The organism is Chloroflexota bacterium (genome assembly GCA_016887485.1).
Taxonomy (GTDB): Bacteria; Chloroflexota; Anaerolineae; order Anaerolineales; family Anaerolineaceae; genus Brevifilum.
This window is the reverse complement of sequence record CP069394.1, coordinates 2,290,109-2,309,011: the sequence shown is the minus strand read 5'-3', so window position 1 is coordinate 2,309,011 and position 18,903 is coordinate 2,290,109. Positions and strand designations below refer to the sequence as shown.

The following is an 18,903-nucleotide window of genomic DNA, read 5'->3' as shown; positions in this document are numbered from 1 at the left end:
AGAATTTGCTGGATTACAATATAAGTATTGTTTAGCCCCCAATCGCGAAAACCATTTTCACATTATGGCTAATGAAAAAAGCAATCCCAAATTAATGACCATCGCTTCGCTCCTGATCCTGAGCATTGGGTCGTTTCTCAGGCTTTACCACCTGGGTGTCGTTGGATTCACCAGCCCCTGGACTTTAGGCGGCCTATACCTTGAATTTTCCCGTCAGATCTTTTTGAATCACTATGCTCTGCCCACCACCATCCCCAATTATTCGTTGGGTGGGCTGCCATTTGCCTATCCCCCGCTTCCATTCTATTTTGAAGCCTTCTTCGCCTTCACCCTGGGCCTGCCAAAATTCCTGGTGACGAATGCCCTCCCGCCTTTGGTCGGCTTCCTGGCGCTGGTCGCTTTCTTCCGCCTCACCAAGAAAATCATCCAAAACCCCTTAGTACGATTACTAGCCCTCGCCCTCTATGCCATCCTCCCGCTCAGCTTTATGGATCAGGTGGAGGCTGCGGGGCTGGCGGAGAGCTTTGGAGCCCTATTCATCATCCTCCTTCTGGATGCCTTTTGGGAATTCACCCAAAGCCCAAACGATAAAAAGAAGCTCTTTCTGGCAGCCACCATCTGGGCTTTTTGCATCACCGCTTCACCCGCCAGCGCCTATGTCTCCGTCTTTATCTTTTTCAGTTTCTTCCTTAAGTTGTTGAAACAGGAAAAGGGACGGATCAAACAACTGCTGCTTAATATCCTCCTTCTGGGCGGGACAGCTGTCATCCTCTCAAGCGTTTATTGGGGGGTTGTGCTTTGGAAGCATGGGCTGGCATTCTTTATCGAGAGTTTTACCGGCCAGCATACGGCTTACATCAATTTCCTGCTCAACGCCCTGTTGAGCATCCATCAATTCTCTCGAGCGCCGATTTCCGCCATATTCCCCCTGCTGTTCATCTTCACCCTCTGTGTCCTGATTTATTTCAGACAATACAGCACCCTGCTCCTGCTGGTCCTTGCCAGCCTGGTTCCCAGAGAGCTTTGGATCATGGGAATCATCGGGGTGGTCTTTCTCGGTTTTGCCCTGGACCTGATGATTCTGAAACGCCAGGCCCGTGAGCTGCCTCCCAGGAAAAAATGGCTGCCCTACATCATCCTGCTGCCGCTGATTGTCATCCTGGCAGCCGTTGACTCGCTCCATTTCTGCCTCAATCGGGAGCTGATCTCGCCCGACACCATCCTCAGCAATGATCAAATAGCCTTATTGGAGAATATTGACGCGATCAATCCCACCCAGGCTGACCTGGTCGTGATCGGCGCCGAGACCTTCTTCGAGTGGGCGCCATACCTCTCCCAGACTACCGTGCTAAATGAGTGGTATGGTACCGAGTTCGCACCTGAAAAAGCCTGGCTGGTTTCCTTCAACGAATCGCTTATAGCCTGCCCTGATCTGCACTGTATCAACCAGCTCATCAGGGAAAACTTCAGCCAAAGCGCCCTGGTCCTGATTGACGTCAACGCCCTTCCAGAACTTGACCTCTCCATTGATGCCGGAGAGATTTCCGAATATCAAGACAGTGGAATATATTATTACTATCTGGATTGAAGATTAATTAGCGCTTTAGATCTTTCATTCTATTCCCGTTATATCCAAAATTAGGATCTCGTCATTTTCATAGGCGGTTTCCACACCCGGATACCCCCTGGCATCTTCCCAGTGAAGCCCGAATACGTTTGACTTACCGATGGTGGAGGTGTTCAGCTTTGGAATAATCAGGTAATCAACGGCGATGTCATTCTCCTGCAACCAGGTGATCAGAGGTTCCATTCCCCGCGAATATTGATATTGGATCTGATCATATTTAGCGATCCTGCCCGAAAAATCCGGCATCCATTCATATCCCTGAACCAGAGAGACGCTGTTCCGCCCGGTCAAGGAGACCATCCACTCCGAATAATCTTCCTCAACCCACCCTTCCCCGGATAACATCAGAAAATTCGAATTGGCTGGGGTTGCTTGCCCGATCCAGCTGATGCTTTCCAATTCCTGAGCGCTTAATGGTTGCGCATATCCGATAACAGAGATCATACTGCCGATCACGGTATAAATCAGGACGAAGGCACCCAGAAGTTTAAATACAAATGATTTAATAAAGCCAGGGTGTCGGGTATTCAGCCAATCAGCCAGGCTGACCAAGCCCATACCTGCCAAGAGTGCCAGGGGGATTACTGCTTTTTGGTTCGCCGCCCGGCCCTGAAGGATAAAGACAGCAGGGAGCCACACAACCATCAACAAAGCTTTTTCCTTGATGGCCAGGCCCAGGCCAATCAACGCCAAGACGGTCAAAACCGGGAAAAGAAGCTCACCAGACCAGCTGAGCATAAGGAATTTCAAGATTTCTCCAGCTCTTGAAAAGCCGCTATCCTGCAAGGGATGCAAAACCTTAGGGGAATAAATTTTCAAAACCCAGGGGAGAATCACAAGTGCCGTCCCGAACAAAATAAGAGCTGAACGGAGCAGCACCTTTTTCTGCTTGCTGAGAAGAGAGACGAGCAGGTAGATTCCGATGGAATAAAACAAGAACCAGGCCCATTCAGGATGGGATAAAACCGTCAGCCCGCATGATAAGGCACAAAGCACACCTGCTTGCCAACGACCCTCTCGAAAAAACCTGATCAAGAAAATCAACGCCAGAACCGCGAACAAAGCCCCAAAGGACCGCGTGATCCCGCCGCCCATTATCAGCCATTTATAGCTGTATGGCAGCAAAGAGAAAATCAGCGCAGAAGCAAATGCCTTCTCCCGCCTCTTTAAAATCTCAAACGCCAGAAAATAGAAAGCCGGGACGGTCAGCGAAGTGACCAAAAGAGGCACAACCTGCATCAACTGCAGGCGATCCACACCAAACAGGAACTCAATCCCGCCCACAAAGTAGAACCCAAAAGGCGGGTAGAGGAAGGGGATATTGGCGTTGTTATAGGAAGAAAAAGCGGGCAGGCTGAAATTGTTCGATATCAGCTCCTGGATCAGGACATAGAAGAAACCGCCATCATGCAAAGGGAAATGGTTGCCCACAAAGAAGTACAGCCGCACAAACAGCCCAAAAATGAATAACAGGCCCACAAGGATGAAATTGTGATTCTTATCTTTCATCATACTCCTATCCTAGCCCCCATTCTTTCCAGGCTGATGACGACAATCATAAGGGGTCACAAACAGTATAACAAAAACGGGTCAACTCCTGGCCTAACCCATCCCCACCCAACCTACCTCCACCTCGCCATGCGCGCCGAAACGCTCGCAAAGCTCACCGGTGTGCTGCTGCACATGTCGGATATTATAGAACTGCAGCTCCAACTTGTTGAAAGGCAGCCAGTGAAAGCCCGATTCAGCAGCGTGGTCCAACGCGCCCACCTGAACCTCCACCTGAGCCAGAAGGATAGCCAATGCCCACATTATGGCGAGGGGGTATCGCCGAAGAAGAGATTCTCCCAACTAGCCTGAGACTCCTGGGTTGAGAAACTAACATCAGAAGTGGAAGAATTGCTGGTGGAAAAAGAGATGGAATTGAAAATCCGCCCAGTGATGACGTAGGGGGCAAGATCCACTGCGAGCTGCGCCAGAAGGAAAAGAAGAATGAAGAATAACAAGATATTGGTGATGCGCCGTTGCTTTTCAGGCATTTAAGTATCCTCCCTTGATTTAAGATCCTGCCGCGGAAACCACGGCAGGATCAACCTAGACATATCAAACGTAGTGAACGGCCTTATTCTCCAGACACCTTACTTTGAGCCACTTCCTGTAAAATTTCAGGTATCGCATTCTTCACAATACCCATCTGCCATCCATCCGCAATTTCAGATTTGGTTTTCCAGGGTATTTCAATATCCAACAAGGTTTTACCTGTGTTATAAAGTTGAGCGCCTAATTCACCCAGGTTGTCTACCGATGGGTGTTGAGTAAGGGCAATCTCCACGAGTTTATCGCGACGAGAAGGAGATAAATTCTGGGTGGCGATGGCGCCTCGCAGACACATGGTTGCCAAGGCAGTCTCCGGGTAGTGAACCGTGTACTGAGTCTTCCCCGCTTGCCAGATAAGGCTGCTATCAACTAACTTTTCCTTCAGCCACTTGACGAAACCTGTATTGAAAGAATTGGGATCTGCGGCAAAAACTGTTGTGCAACGCTCAAAGATTGCATTCCGGAGGAAATTCACTTTAAGGATGTTATTATCTGGCTCAATCGAACGCCACATCAAAGCTAATTGTTGCTCAACTTCCTGAGGATGATCCTCCGCCCATAAGATCAAGCTTTCCAATGTAATTGGATCAAGTTCCCTGTAGTTATATTCACCATGTCCATTGAACCGTAAGAATTCTTTAAACTGCTGGTCTACGGGTGTAATGGGACGATAACTGACATATAGCGGGTTACGTTTGAGATATTCTTCAATGATCTCATCTAACGTTGCTCCTGAGCTGAATAAAGAATCCCAGAATCCTTTTTTCTCTTCTACCTGGGCCTCAGAAACCCACATACCACCTGGTAAGGACTGGGAACCTTCCTGCGTAATTTCACGTAAAAATGCGACCCGTTCCTTCTTGTCCGTCTTCATAAGCGTTTGAGCAACAAAATCATCTTTAACATCTTCAGGATCAATACCCTTTGCAGCTGCTTCGGGGTAGTTTGATAACCATGCCCGGCAAATCCGAGGAACCAGCTGTTGTTTCCTGGGAGAATCCTTGGCCAAAACGTAGGCTTGACCACCATAACCACGTTGGGTTGCGATGACCAAAAACCATGCCTCAGCTTGTTCTGCTTTCGACACAACCTTCATAGCCTCAGCCATATTGGATTGCAAATCTTCACCGTCCGAGATCAGCGCATAGCATGTGACATAACCAAAATCAACCATATACTTGGGGAGATTTTGGACAAAACTGCTGACATTATCATTGGTAATAACGCCCAGTTTAACGCCCAGAATGACCAGATTGAGGACAGCTCGGAATTTCTCAGGCCATTGATTGTTCAAAGCCGTCGAATTAGCGAACGTGCTTGCGGCTCCTCCAAGAGCATCAAATATCTGCGATACTGTATCCTCGGTAAAGGCCATAACTAAGAATTTATTTATTTGATCGAGGGTGCTGCCAAGTTTTGATGTATCTAAGATATTTAATGACAAACTTGAAACAACGGGAACGATATATTCATCAGGAACTGTTAATTTGACTTTTGGGTCATCAAGGATGGCGGCAATGATCCGAATTGCCTCTTTTTGAGAATTCTCTTCAGCCAACCGTTGCCACTCCTCCACGCTCAGAGGAGACTCTTGATTCATCTGCCGCACTTGCAGCTGCCGCTTTGGCCGAGACAGCTTTGAGGTCAATCCCAGCGCTTGTGAACGATCAATGGTTTTCCAAACCTGGACAAGATATACCCAGACAGCCTGCTTCCCCCCTGGCCAGAACCTCTTCTCAACAGTTTTCGCCATTGCATCGAGGAATTCTCTTAATGCCGCTTCCGTTAACCCAGGCTCAGCCAGCTTTGCCTTGATTTCAGCGATCTTTTCTCCGGCAAATCCTTTGGTAGGGTCCTCTTCCTCCTCTACGGACGATCTAAGCTCCTGCAGCAAAGCCTGGTCTTCATTTCCCAGGTGCTTCTGCAAAGGCTGCAACTGCTGCCAGTAAACATCAGCATGTTCTGAAGCCAGCAAAGTGTGCACCTGACACAGCTTTAGCAATAGAAAAGCCTTGGCCTTCGGCCTAAGTTGGTCGGACTGGAGCAGGGCGTTTGCTCGGTTTACCAAAGTTTGATCAGACATATAAATCTCCTATATTAGCTGAGTTGAAAACGGTGTTGTCAACCATTGACGGTCGTTAACAGACTTAAGAGTAATTGGCCGGATTGGTCATATAGAAGATAACAATAAATGCGATTCAGTAAGATAAACAGAACCTAAGAAATCTATATCCCTCCGCTAACAATAAAATAATGCCCGATGAAAAAATTATATCATCAATAATAAATATCCCGGTATTCTCCGATGGGAAAGATACACAGGATACTATTTGTAAGAATCAAAAAAATTTTATAAAGACAGATGGAAAAATCTTCCGGGTGCAATCTAGAGTTAGATTTTTTGATATTGATTAAATAACAAATCCTACAGGGTGCGCATACCGGACTTACCAATTAAGCTATTCAGCAACAAGATAAACATGGGCCCGGTAGGATTCGAACCTTTGATCGAGTGAATAAGAATTTATATCCATTACTGTATGGAAATGATACTATACGGAACCCTATTAGTTTATGGCCTCTCTAAAAGTAAAACATCAATTGTTCCCCCAATAATCTTCTTCTTGGTCATTTTATTATATATATAAGACAATATTTCGAATTTCAATTTTGCAAAATCTTTATAATCTTGGGGGGTCTTAATTTTGTTAAAATCCGTAAAATTAGAAAGATTATTATAAATTTTACCAACCTCCGAAAATATTATTCCATGAGCCCGAATATCTCCGTTTCGATATATAACATGTGCATTCACTGAAGATTGACTATTCCCTTCCCAATCAATATTATGCAGATCTCCGGTTCTAAGGTCGTTGACAGGTGTTTTATATGTGGCCTCAATATCTTGATGTATAAAATTTTCGTATTTATGATAATTTTTTATAGACCAAAAATCCGGATATCTTAAATTATCATATCCACATATATGAAAACCAGATGCATAGCGTTGAATTAGAGAAGAGGGTACTAATCGGTTTATTTCATCAAACAGGTTGAAACTAAAAGACCTTATGCTTTCTACGCCTGCATTATCTCTAATGAAATTTGGAAGCCATGAAGAAAAGGGAATATTATTTCTATTTCCTTTTTTGGGAATTTCAGCTATTCCATAATAGGAAACTGCTCCATGTAGATATGGAATATTAAATAGTTTCCTCCAATTTCTATGACTTCCATCAGGTAAAGTTATTCTTCTGTCTGCAGCAGCAATCATAAAAGAATTCGCTAATCCATTTTGAATGATGATCTCATTGAATATTAGTGTCATGACCCCGCCCCTTTCATCTAAAATCTATGAATAGAATAATTCTTTTTCATCCCATTTATGTTTTCCATTACCCAAGTTAACCAGGAAAGTATAGTAGGGATAAAGTAGGAAATAAACTTCCAAAAAAACATAGCTAGTAAATCAAGTAGTGAAGTACTAAATTACTCGTAACTAATCACTCCTTTTCGTTCTCTTTTTCGGCAACGCAGCAACTATCACAAATATTAAAGCCATCGGCCCAAGAATGAGCCAATATGCTTCAAGCATTTGCTTGACCACTTCTGGATACATAAAATAAACAACTAAAAATAGCACGAAAATGAGAAGTAAATTCTTTAAGAATCCCTTTAAGAAATCCATCTTACCCTCCATCAAGAGAAATAACACGCTTTTTCTATTATAGACATGCGCAAAGACTTTGGACCATCTTTTTCTTTACTTAAATACTATTTCCCTCTCTTCCACTTACTCGGAAGTGAATAGACGACAATAAAGATTATTGCAAAGGGTCCAAAAATCATAAAGTAGCCTTGAATAACCGCCTTCATTATTTCCGGATAAATAATTAATGGAATAAGAAACATCAGGGCAACACACCCAAGATTGATTAAAAACTTTTTTAGAAAATCTTTCAACATTACCCTCCTAATGATAAAAGACCACCTTAGACAATAAATTAATTAAAATATTTTCTTTTAGGATATTACTTAGAAAAATTCCCGCACTGAATTTGTTAGAAATTGACTTTCACATGGGCCCGGTAGGATTCGAACCTACGACCGAGCGGTTATGAGCCGCCTGCTCTGCCGCTGAGCTACGGGCCCGGCTGAGTTTGGAAATTATACCATGAGGGAAATTTCTTTGGACTCACTTGTTCCGCCTGATTGGCAGACTCTCAACCCGGAAAGTTTTCCCTACTCCCAATCCTTATCTCCAGGAATGGCCATAACGACAAGCATCAGGATGAGAGCCGCCGGTCCATAGATGGAGCCCAACCACCCATACACCCAATCAAAAGCATCCCGAACAAAGAGATAAAGTGCCCCCACACATGCGGTCATTATTGCCAGGTTTCTAAGAAAGTCCAGAAACAACTTCTTCATTTATCCCGCCTATTAGTCAATTCCTTTGGGTAAAAAACAGGGGCGGGCACAGTGGCCCGCCCCTATAAACGTTTACTTTGTCTTTTCCTTTTCCATCTTCGCCCAGGTATCCACCAGGGAGATCGTGCGGTTGAAGACCAGCTTCTCCGGCGTGGAGTCCTCATCAGCGCAGAAGTAACCCTGGCGCATGAACTGGAAGGGCTCGTGCTCTTTGGTATCCTGCAGCGCGGGTTCCAGCTTGGCGGTCACCACCTGCAGCGAGTCGGGGTTGATATTATCGGTGAACTGGCCGCCCTCTTCCACCTCATAAGGGTCCGCCTTGGTGAAAAGGTAATCATATAGCCGCAGCTCCGCGTCCAGCGCGTGCCGGGCGGAGACCCAATGCAGCGTGCCTTTCACCTTACGGCCGTCGGGTGACATGCCGCCCCGTGACTCGGGGTCATAGGTGCAGTGCAGCTCAACGATCTCGCCATCGTCATTTTTCACCACGCCCACACAGGTGATGTAATAGGCGTTCATCAGCCGCACTTCGGCGTTCAGTGCCAGGCGGTAGAACTTCTTGGGCGGGTCTTCCATGAAGTCCGAGCGCTCAACATAGATCTCACGGCCAAAAGGTACCATCCGGGTGGGGCTGTTCTCGCGGTCCCAGGGGAAATAGGCCACTTCAAATTCTTCTTCCTGGTCCTCGGGATAGTTATCAATGACCACCTTCACCGGGTCCACCACGGCCATCACCCGTCGGGCGCGGTTATTGAGGTCATCGCGCAGCACATGCTCCAGCAGTTCCACATCCACCAGGCTGTTGGCTTTGGAGACGCCGATCGTGTCGGCAAAGGCCCGGATCGCTTCGGGTGTGTAGCCCCGGCGGCGCATCCCCGAAAGGGTGGGCATACGGGGGTCGTCCCAACCGCTGACAAAGCCTTCCTTTACCAATTGCAGCAATTTACGCTTGCTCATCACGGTGTAGGTCAGGTTCAGGCGGGCAAACTCGATCTGCTGCGAATGGAAGATGCCCAACTCATCCAGGAACCAGTCATAGAGCGGGCGGTGATCTTCAAACTCGAGGGTGCAAATCGAGTGGGTGATCTTCTCAAGCGAGTCGGAAACGCAGTGAGCGTAGTCATACATCGGGTAAATGCACCAGGCCTCACCCGTGCGGGGGTGTTCGGCGTGCAGAATGCGGTACATCACAGGGTCACGCATGTTCAGGTTCGGGGAACTCATGTCGATCTTGGCACGCAGCGTGCGGGAGCCATCCGGGAACTCACCGTTCTTCATCCGTTCAAAGAGGTCCAGGTTCTCCTCAATCGAGCGATCCCGGTAGGGGCTGTTTTTGCCCGATTCGGTCAGGGTGCCGCGATATTCGCGCAGTTCTTCCGCATTGAGGTCACAAACAAAGGCCTTGCCCTTCTTTATCAATTCCACCGCATATTCATAGAGCGCGCCGAAGTAATCAGAGGCATAGAACAGCCGGTCATCCCAGCTGAACCCCAGCCAGCGCACGTCCGCCTCAATCGACTCCATATATTCCACCTCTTCCTTGGTGGGGTTGGTGTCGTCAAAGCGCAAATTGGTCAGCCCGGCATAATCCTGGGCAACGCCAAAATTCAGGCAGATCGACTTGGCGTGGCCGATGTGCAGATAGCCGTTCGGCTCCGGCGGAAAGCGGGTGTGCACGGTGTCAAACCGGCCGCTTTCGAGGTGCTCATCAATAATATTGGTAATGAAATTGGATCGGGGGGCGTTTGTTTCTTCACTCATAAGTTTCTCCGTTCAAATAATGCCAAAAACTAAAATTACTTCTTTACTCATCCCTTCCGCTTCGCTTCAGGGACTGCGTCGCTTCGCTCCTTGGGGGAAGGGTGCCTGCAACGCAGGCGGGATGGGGTATTTTCTGCAAATAGATATCAAACATTTAACCTAATCCCCTCTTCAGGGGATGTGCACCCAATTATAGCCCATTCTCAAGGGGCAGTGCCATCAATAACCCCGGGCAGTGGGCTAACTCCCGTCGGGCTGATAGAGTTTTACGATCTGATGTGCGTAATCCTGCACGCTCAACCGCAGCGCCAGAGGGGCAATCACCCTGACCCCGCTGCCAAGCCCCAGGACCTTCTCCCTGGCCGACTCAAAGGACTCAAAAGCCACGTCAATCCGCTGCCAGCCATCGGCTTCTGCTTGGTTGGCCACCAAAAGTTGCTCCTCAACCTGGCTGCCGAAAGTTTTATGCAACAAAGGGAAAACGGCCGGGGCCACATCGAGAGTCGCTGTAAATACCGTCAGGAAGCCCTCATACCGCTGGCACCATTTTGACCAGAACGCGGCCAGATCAAAATCGTCCACCCGCGTAAAAGTCTCATCCGACAGCTGCACATCCAGCAATTCAGACAGCCGGTAAACAAAGACCGATCCATTACGCTCACAAACCAGATACCAGCGGCCTGCCTTCACCACCAGCCCATACGGTGAAACCAGATGCCGGACTTCGAGGGGCTGCGGCAGCCGGTAGAGGATCTCAAGTTTTCGATCCTGCCAGAGCGCTTCCTGCACCTTTTGCAAATGGGGCATCCAGGCACTGCTTTGCTGCCACCAGGTCTGGTCGAAGTGGAAAAAGCGCTGAATGCGCTCATCGTCATAGCGGCTGGATTCCGGTAAGGAGGCCGAGATCTTTAGTAAAGCTGCCCGCAGTTCATCCCGCAATCCAAGATCGGAAAGGGGCGCAAAGCTCCCCAATGTCATCAAAGCGCGAAGTTCATCCTTGCTCAGCCCGGTGAGGTGCAATCGATAATCCTCCGTCAGGCCATAACCCCCGCCGTGCCCGGATTCACTGTATACCGGGACACCCGCCGTGCATAAGGCATCAATATCCCGATAGACGGTACGCTCCGAGACTTCCAGCTCTTCTGCCAAGTCCTGCGCCGTCATTTTACCGCGCCCCTGCAGCAAGAGCATGATGGATAACAATCGGTCAGCTCGCAATCAACCCTCCTTCATAAGGTTACTTTTACTATAACACACTTGACTGACACTAGATGTCAGCGATTCTATGCTATTCTATATTTGCCGGCGAATGAAGATGTTTCGTGAAGAAAAATTAAATGAAAGGAGTACACAAATGAACGAGTTAGATGTCCGTATTGTGACCTTGGAATCAATCCATGTGGCGAGCTTCCTGGGCTTTGGTGAAAACCCTGAAGAACTCGCCTGGGGAAAGCTTACACCCTGGGCGAAAGAAAAAGGCCTTCTGGAAGATAGTGAAAAACACCGGCTGTTTGGTTTTAATAATCCGAACCCCTCACCAGGCAGCCCGAATTATGGCTATGAAGTGTGGATCGTGGTTGATCCGGATGAGGTCGAGCCTGAAGAAGGTGTTGAACTCAAAGACTTTCCCGGAGGGCTCTATGCAGTCACGGAATGCGTGGTACCTAAGGGTAAATATGAAGTGATCGGTCAAACCTGGGAGAAACTGGTCGCCTGGTGTGAAGAGAGCAAATATCACTTCGGTGACCATCAGTGGCTTGAGGGAAGCCTGCCCATCAACCTAACAGATACCGAGTTCGTCCTGGACCTGTACCTGCCGATCGCGGAATAGCCAGCCCAGGAAAAATCTACGCATGTTCCCCCGGTGAGGCGCAGATGCGTTCCCATTAACCAACAACAGCCCCAGGTTTTCTGGGGCTGTTGCATATTTACAATAAGTTGGATTAATCTTTCACGGCACGGGCCAGCTGCACGCCCAACTCACGAGCACGGTCGAGGCCGAGAGTCTGGGGACCACCGATGAAATCAAGAGCGTTCACGGTTTCCCATTCCATCTTGGCCGCCATCTCGTCAAAGCTTTTCTTTGCGCCGCCGCTCCAGGCATAACTGCCAAGATAGGCCGCCTGTTTATGCTTCACGCGCTTGCGGTCGGCCATCATCAGCACATCCATCATGGCAGGGAACATGTGCCCTTCATAAGTCGGGGCAGCCACCAGCACACCACGTTTGGTCCAGAGATCAGGCAGAATATAGCTGACATCAACCTTGCGCACATCATGCACCGTCACCGGGACGCCTTCCGAAGCGATCCCTTCCAGGGCCGCACTCAGGGCATGTTCGGTGTTGCGATACATCGTGCCAAACAGGGCTGTGATCCCAACTTCAGCGGGGGAGCCGTAATACTCCGACCAGCGTTGATAAAGCTCAACGATCCGGCCGGGGTTCTTGCGCCAGATCAGACCATGTGAAGGCGCCACCACCTCAATCGGGGTGTCGGCAAACTTGCCAATTGCGGACAGCACGGACTTACTGAATGCCGCCACAATATTGGTGAAATAGCGCAGGGATTCCGCCTCATACCAACCGAGATCGGCGCAGGTATCATCAAAAATCGCGCCGTCCAGCGTGCCATAACCGCCAAACCCATCACAGGGAAAGAGCACTTTCTGCTCCACCAGATAGGTCATCATGGTCTCGGGCCAGTGGACGAACGGGGTATAGACGAATCGCAGCGTATTTGCGCCCAGGTTTAATTCCTGGCCGTTCTTCAGGCGTTCGGTGTTTTCCGTCAGGCCATAGAAATCAGCCAGCATGTCAATCGCCTTGGGCATTCCCAGGAGCTTGGCATTCGGTGCCAATTCCAGCAGCCGCGTCAGCGCACCGCTGTGGTCCGGCTCCATATGGTTGATGATCACATAATCCAGGGTGCTGATATCGAAGACTTCTGCCAACTGGGCCAGATAGTCGTCGCTCAACATTTCTTTGGAAAGATCAATCAGCGCGGTCTTTTCATCCTTGATCAGATAGGAATTATAGGAAATTCCTTCTTCTCGGATCGGCCAAAGGCCCTCAAAGAGATCGGTCACTCGGTCGTTAATCCCGACCCACCAGATCCCTGGTCGGATCTCAATCGGCTTCATAAATCCTCCTACTTGGAGAGGTATTCGCGAACACTTTCCAGTTCGCCGGCGCTGCCAAGGTAGTCGTTCTTCTGAGCAATGAAATCGGCATAGGCTTGCATGAAGATCTTGCCGGGGTTGCGCAGGTCAAATACCTCAGGATGGTCACGGAAAACCTCACGGTGCACGCGGGTCCAAACCAGGCGGCCGTCGGTGTCGATGTTGATCTTGGTCACGCCCAATGTGGCAGCTTCGCGGAATTGGCTGGCATCCACGCCCTTCGCGCCTTTGATGTCCCCACCAGCAGCGTTAATCCGAGCCACTTCTTCCTGTGGGACGGAGCTGGAACCGTGCATGACCAGCGGGAAGCCGGGGAGCTGTTTCTGGATTTCGGCAAGGACGTCGAAATGCAGGGACTGGCTGCCGGAGAATTTGAAAGCGCCGTGGCTGGTGCCGATTGCAACGGCCAGCGAGTCACAACCGGAGCGTTCCATAAATTCCTTCGCCTGAGCGGGGTTAGTGAGCTTGGCATCGGCTTCGTCCACCTTGACATGCTCTTCCACGCCACCTAACTGACCGAGTTCCGCTTCCACCACAATACCCTTGGCATGCGCAGCATCCACCACACGCTTGGTAATTGCAATATTTTCATCAAAAGATTCATGGCTTGCGTCAATCATCACAGAGCTGTAGAAGCCAGAGTCGATGCAGTCATAGCAGGTTTCTTCGTCGCCGTGGTCCAAATGCACAGCGAAGATCGCCTCGGGGAAAACTTCGTCAGCGCTGCGGATCAGGCCTTCGAGGAATAGTTTATCGGTATAGGAACGAGCGCCTTTGCTGATCTGGATAATGAAGGGGGCTTTTGATTGCAGGTTGCCGCGGAATAAACCGACGGTCTGTTCCAGGTTGTTGATGTTATAAGCGCCGATGGCATATTTACCATACGCATGCTCAAACAGTTTTTTAGTCGTAACGATCATCTTAAACTCCTTGAAATATTAATAATATATGACTAAATAACGTGGCGATGCAATTTCCGCCACGGAAAGCACCTAACATTTTATTATACCCACAAATATAACAACAATCTGCCAACACAACAGTTTGTTACCTCCTTAATTGCCCCATGGATAATACTGATTTTCCTGGTCCGATTAATAGCAAATCCCTTATAATAATAATGTTTTTTCATAATACTATTAGCGAGTTGGGGCCATGGAAATAATCAGGATTAATAGTAGCTCCCCTTACCTAAAATCAGTTATTGATTTAGGGGATAAGAACAGTGACACCTTGGGGTTTTTGCCTAAGGTGGCCTTCCAAAATGCTGCCATCGAGAACAAAATTCTTGTTGCAATTGATGAAAAAAAGAATTTCGTTGGATATCTCTTATTTAACCACAACTTGAAACTAAGACTTACTTCAATAACTCATTTATGCATAAAAGAGGAGTATAGAGGTAAGAACTATGCCAAGGAGTTAGTTAAACATTTAAAAGTTATTTCAAAGCAAAACAGTTATGCGATTCGAGTACATTGCAGGCGAGACTGGAAAGCTCATAGCTTTTGGCCGAAAATGGGCTTCATCGCAAAGGGAGAAAAAAAGGGTAGAAGTAAATCTGGAAGCACATTAACGATTTTCCTGTATGATCATGGTTATTCAGATTTGTTTTCAGCTGATTTTTTTTCATCAATTGATGACAAGATCCATGTGGTTATTGATGCAAATATCTTCTACGACTTAATTTATAAAGACTCTAGAAATAAAGAGGATAGCAATGCTCTTCTAAGCGAATGGCTATCAAGTGAAATTGAGTTATGCGTAACAGAGGAAATTTTTAACGAAATAGCTCGTAGTGATAATCCCATAACTCGAGAAAGAACTCGTGCATCAGTCAATTTATTTACAATAATCCCATTCCGTGAAGACATATCTGACGAAAATCAATCTGCGATCGATAAGGTTTTTGGCGATATTCTTACAGAACAAGATCATTCAGACAAAAGACAAATTGAGAGAACTGTCGCAAGCAATGTTAAATATTTTATAACCCATGACCAGAATTTAATAAATAAATCTTCGCCACTCGAATCCAACGTTGGCCTCTTTGTGTGGACTCCAGCTGAGCTAATCATCCATATTGATAGAATTCGAAGAAGCAAAGAGTATCACCCCACTAGACTAGCTGGATTAAATATCCTAATTAATAAAGTCGGTCCGCATGAGATAGACTTATTAGCAAACACATTTCTTTGGACCAATGAAGAAACTAAGAGCCATTTTTTAAAATCTCTTAGGAAGTATTCTTCTAATCCGGTTAAATTTGAAACTCTAGTGGTAAAGGCCAAAGAAAAATATCTTAGTGTTATTGTGTTAAATAAAGAAGATAAATACATTCTCGAAGTTCCAATTTTCCGAATAAAGAAATGCGAGTTAATAAATCCATTAAGTGAATATCTAATCCTATACATTATTCAAAAAGCGATTGAAGAAGAAATTTCTCTTATAAAACTCAATGAAAAGTACTTACTAGAAAATATTAAACAGATTCTTCGTAGCTATGGCTTTGTTCCTAACGGTAATAGTTATTGGCGACTATCAATGTATGGTCAATATTCATCAGATGAATTAATTCAAAAAATAGAAGTTCTGAAACATGTGGATCTCCCAGATATAACCTATTTAAATCAATTAATCGATTCTATTAACCAAGTAGCTCAAATAAATGACGATTACTTTGATATTGAATTAGAAAAAACAATATGGCCTATAAAATTCTCTAATATACGGTTTAACAACTTCTTAGTCCCAATTCAACCAAGTTTTGCATTAAATTTATTTGATAGCAATTTAGGAAACCAGGAACTGTTTGGAGGAAAGCCAACACAAGTTCTAATTACAGAAAATGTTTATTTTCGATCCAGCAAGCCAAACGTCCTCAAATCACCTGGACGGATATTATGGTATATAAGTAACAGCAAATCCCCCTACACAGATATACAATCAATTCGAGCCTGTTCATATTTAAACGAAGTAATAATCGATAAACCCAAAACGCTTTATCAAGAATTTAAAAAAACGGGGACTTATAGCTGGAAACAAGTATACGATACTGCAAAAAATGATATAAATAAAGATATTATGGCATTTAAATTTAGCCATACTGAGCTTTTTACCTTTCCGATCAATCTAAATAAAATCAGAAAAATCTGGGAAGAAACTGAAAATAAAAATTTTCACCCCCAAGGACCAATGAAAATTTCAAATGAGTTATTTCATCTGATTTATTCAATAGGGATGAAGGGCGAATGAGAAAATCCATGATTAATCATCAAATAATAATCTTCTCAATAAAACCACCTTATGCAGAAAAAATATTCCGAAATGAAAAGACTGTTGAGTTACGGAAATTTCGGCCAAAGCACTTAACGAATGGCAGTCTAGTGTTACTCTACGTTTCTTCACCAGTTCAATCAATTCAAGGTGGATTTATCGTCGAAAAGGTTATCGAAACATCCAAAGATGATCTATGGAATCATGTGCGATTCATTGCTGGTATATCTAAAACAGAGTTTGATAATTACTACAAAGATAAGGAATTTGGAATAGGGATTTATATTCAATCTCTGTTCAAGTTCTCTATTCCAATATCCCTACAAACTCTTAAACAAACCTGGAATAGTTTTACTCCTCCACAAGGGTTTTGTTATATTTCGAATGATGACATCAAAGATCTTGAGATTTCATTACCATTTAATTACAGCTCAGTATTATCATTAGGTAATCCGCAGTTTATTGATAATCTTCAATTTTCAATTATGGATGATATATAAACAACAGTGCGAAGACTTCAATTATGTTTTGCCTACATCAACACACGTAATGAAATAAGATTAAAAACCCATAGGAGAATCTATGCTCCCCATTTCCCTCATCCAGCGCGAAAATCCGGTCCGTCTGATCCATCACGCCGCCAACTGTAAACAATCTTACCCACCCGGCTCACCTGCCGCCCTCGAAGGCTGCCTTAGGGCGGGTTCCGCCATTATTGAAATTGATGTCATTCCCCTGGCCGATGGCAGCTTCGCCCTGATCCACGACCGTGACCTGAGCGTTGAGACCAGCGGCTCGGGTGACGCCATTCAGGCCACTCGCAAGCAGGTGAGAAAATTGAACTATAAAGTCAATGGTGAAGTCACTAAACACAAGGTCGGCTTTCTGGAAGACGCCATTGAGATCTTCGCTGCCTATCCGGACGCCCTCCGTTTACAGCTGGATCTCAAACCCTACACGCCGCTCACCCAGGCTATTCTGCGGGAATTTGTGCGCATCCTGTCTCCCGTATTGGACCGCATCCAGGTAACTTCCGTTTCCGATTGGGCTGTGCGCTCATTGCGCCGGTTCTCACCAGAGCTCTCTCTGGGATTTGACCCCTTGCTCTATTTGGACCTGGTAGATGACGAACCCCGTCCGGATGGCATCCCGCCTTTCCGGGTGGGTGCTTATGGGCTGCGGGACGATCATCCCCTTTCTGCCTTCGAATGGGGCCCGATGGGTGAATATTTCGCCGCTCGAGCCGCCGCCCTGCTTGTTCAGGCACCGGAAGGGGCCCAATGGTTCATCCGTGCAGAGCTATTGGATAAAGCGCTCAAGGCTGGCTTCGACTGGATCCAGTTCCTGCACCAGCATGGTTGCCAGGTGGATGGCTGGACCATTGACGCAAATAATCCCAAGGATATTAAACTGGCAGAAACCCTGGTGGATCTCGGCATTGACGATCTGACCACCGACACGCCCGCCCTGCTGGCTGAAAAGCTGGGCATTGAAGCAATTTACTAATCCTTCCCAAATTTAATCATCCTGTGCTATGATGACTGGCAGAACGTATTGAGGGCGTAAATTATGAATTTTTTGATCACAGGCGGAGCGGGGTTTCTTGGCTCCGCTTTAAGCAACCGGTTACTCAGGCAGGGGCATCATGTCCGCGTGTTGGATGATCTATCCACAGGCAACCCCGATGCCCTCGACCCCGAAATCCACTTCACCCGCGGCGACATCAACGACCGCCCCAAGCTCTGGACCCTCCTCCAGGATATCCATTGCGTCTACCACCTAGCCGCCCGGGTCTCCGTTCCGGAATCAGTGCTTTTCCCGCGTGATTATAATGAAGTGAATACCGGCGGTACTGCCACGCTAATGGAAGCCATTCGCGATGCCGGGACTCCTCGGGTGGTGCTGACCTCTTCCGGCGCCGTTTATGGCAACCAGGAATCTACCATGATGGTTGAAACCATGTCACCCCATCCGCAATCACCCTATGCAGCATCCAAACTGGCAGCAGAATGGTACGTCCGCACAATCGGTGATCTCTCCGGCGTTGAAACCCTGATCCTGCGGATTTTCAACGCCTATGGTCCCGGCCAGCGGATTCCCCCCGCCCACCCGCCAGTCATCCCCAACTTCATCCGCCAGGCTAAACAAAACGGCACATTGATCTTCCACGGCGATGGCAACCAGACCCGTGACTATGTCTATGTGGACGACGTGGTCAATGCCCTGGTTGCTGCCGCCACTGCGCAGGGTTTGAACGGCGAAGTGATCAATGTCGGCAGCGGGCAGGAAACCAGCGTGCGCGAATTGGCACGCCAGGTGATTGATATCACCGGCGGCAAACCCGAAGAGGTCTACAACCCTCGAGTGGGGAGCGGCGTTTCCCGGATGTGCGCGGATATCAGTAAAGCCAAGAACGCTCTGAATTACGTTCCGCTGATCTCACTCGAAAACGGCCTGCGGCTGACCCTCGAAAAAGACCCCCAATTCCAAAACGGGAAATAACAGCGGTTTGATTTTGGTTCCAACCGGCATCCT

17 protein-coding genes and 1 tRNA gene are annotated in these 18,903 nt (G+C 47.1%); 6 read left to right on the top strand and 12 right to left on the bottom strand.

Annotation, left to right across the window (positions count from 1 at the left end; translation table 11 throughout):
- Positions 1–64: 64 nt before the first annotated feature.
- Positions 65–1,588 carry a hypothetical protein gene (locus JR338_10530; GenBank protein QRN82844.1) on the top strand — a complete coding sequence of 508 codons (1,524 nt, stop codon included), beginning with the start codon at positions 65–67 and terminating at the stop codon, positions 1,586–1,588.
- A 24-nt stretch (positions 1,589–1,612) separates the two neighbouring features.
- On the opposite strand, the gene JR338_10525 is transcribed toward JR338_10530, so the two are convergent.
- From JR338_10525 to JR338_10480, 10 genes are all read right to left on the bottom strand, one after another.
- The gene (locus JR338_10525; protein QRN82843.1) at positions 1,613–3,139 is read right to left on the bottom strand and encodes a glycosyltransferase family 39 protein; all 1,527 of its coding nucleotides are present in this window, start codon (positions 3,137–3,139) and stop codon (positions 1,613–1,615) included.
- 90 nt (positions 3,140–3,229) lie between these two features.
- On the bottom strand, positions 3,230–3,430 hold the full coding sequence (locus JR338_10520) for a hypothetical protein (GenBank protein QRN82842.1): 201 nt from the start codon (positions 3,428–3,430) through the stop codon (positions 3,230–3,232).
- A gap of 8 nt (positions 3,431–3,438) precedes the next feature.
- The gene (locus JR338_10515; GenBank protein ID QRN82841.1) at positions 3,439–3,666 is read right to left on the bottom strand and encodes a hypothetical protein; all 228 of its coding nucleotides are present in this window, start codon (positions 3,664–3,666) and stop codon (positions 3,439–3,441) included.
- An 83-nt stretch (positions 3,667–3,749) separates the two neighbouring features.
- The gene (locus JR338_10510) at positions 3,750–5,807 is read right to left on the bottom strand and encodes a hypothetical protein (GenBank protein QRN82840.1); all 2,058 of its coding nucleotides are present in this window, start codon (positions 5,805–5,807) and stop codon (positions 3,750–3,752) included.
- 489 nt (positions 5,808–6,296) lie between these two features.
- A complete protein-coding gene (locus JR338_10505; GenBank protein ID QRN82839.1) occupies positions 6,297–7,052 on the bottom strand; it encodes a hypothetical protein in 756 nt (251 codons plus the stop codon).
- Between the two features lie 171 nt (positions 7,053–7,223).
- Positions 7,224–7,412 (bottom strand): hypothetical protein, encoded by a 189-nt coding sequence (locus JR338_10500; GenBank protein ID QRN82838.1) that lies wholly within the window; start codon positions 7,410–7,412, stop codon positions 7,224–7,226.
- Between the two features lie 392 nt (positions 7,413–7,804).
- Positions 7,805–7,876, bottom strand: a tRNA-Ile gene (locus JR338_10495).
- Between the two features lie 90 nt (positions 7,877–7,966).
- Positions 7,967–8,155, bottom strand: coding sequence for a hypothetical protein (locus JR338_10490; GenBank protein ID QRN82837.1), 189 nt, complete (start codon positions 8,153–8,155; stop codon positions 7,967–7,969).
- Between the two features lie 72 nt (positions 8,156–8,227).
- Positions 8,228–9,916, bottom strand: coding sequence for a glutamine--tRNA ligase/YqeY domain fusion protein (locus JR338_10485; protein QRN82836.1), 1,689 nt, complete (start codon positions 9,914–9,916; stop codon positions 8,228–8,230).
- Between the two features lie 240 nt (positions 9,917–10,156).
- Positions 10,157–11,134: a YafY family transcriptional regulator gene (locus JR338_10480; GenBank protein ID QRN82835.1), complete on the bottom strand. Its 978-nt coding sequence runs from the start codon at positions 11,132–11,134 to the stop codon at positions 10,157–10,159.
- A 136-nt stretch (positions 11,135–11,270) separates the two neighbouring features.
- Between JR338_10480 and JR338_10475 the strand changes: the two genes are divergently transcribed.
- Complete coding sequence (locus JR338_10475) at positions 11,271–11,747, top strand: GyrI-like domain-containing protein (GenBank protein ID QRN82834.1); 477 nt, start codon at positions 11,271–11,273, stop codon at positions 11,745–11,747.
- 112 nt (positions 11,748–11,859) lie between these two features.
- Here JR338_10475 and JR338_10470 read toward each other — a convergent pair whose 3' ends face one another.
- On the bottom strand, positions 11,860–13,056 hold the full coding sequence (locus JR338_10470) for an FprA family A-type flavoprotein (protein QRN82833.1): 1,197 nt from the start codon (positions 13,054–13,056) through the stop codon (positions 11,860–11,862).
- 8 nt (positions 13,057–13,064) lie between these two features.
- Positions 13,065–14,015, bottom strand: a complete 951-nt coding sequence (locus tag JR338_10465; GenBank protein QRN82832.1) for a ketose-bisphosphate aldolase — start codon at positions 14,013–14,015, stop codon at positions 13,065–13,067.
- A 235-nt stretch (positions 14,016–14,250) separates the two neighbouring features.
- Between JR338_10465 and JR338_10460 the strand changes: the two genes are divergently transcribed.
- From JR338_10460 to JR338_10445, 4 genes are all read left to right on the top strand, one after another.
- On the top strand, positions 14,251–16,347 hold the full coding sequence (locus tag JR338_10460) for a GNAT family N-acetyltransferase (GenBank protein ID QRN82831.1): 2,097 nt from the start codon (positions 14,251–14,253) through the stop codon (positions 16,345–16,347).
- Positions 16,348–16,355: 8 nt separating this feature from the next.
- A complete protein-coding gene (locus JR338_10455) occupies positions 16,356–16,868 on the top strand; it encodes a hypothetical protein (GenBank protein ID QRN82830.1) in 513 nt (170 codons plus the stop codon).
- A gap of 82 nt (positions 16,869–16,950) precedes the next feature.
- Positions 16,951–17,874 (top strand): hypothetical protein, encoded by a 924-nt coding sequence (locus JR338_10450; GenBank protein ID QRN82829.1) that lies wholly within the window; start codon positions 16,951–16,953, stop codon positions 17,872–17,874.
- Between the two features lie 63 nt (positions 17,875–17,937).
- Positions 17,938–18,870 carry an NAD-dependent epimerase/dehydratase family protein gene (locus JR338_10445; GenBank protein ID QRN82828.1) on the top strand — a complete coding sequence of 311 codons (933 nt, stop codon included), beginning with the start codon at positions 17,938–17,940 and terminating at the stop codon, positions 18,868–18,870.
- Positions 18,871–18,903: the final 33 nt, after the last annotated feature.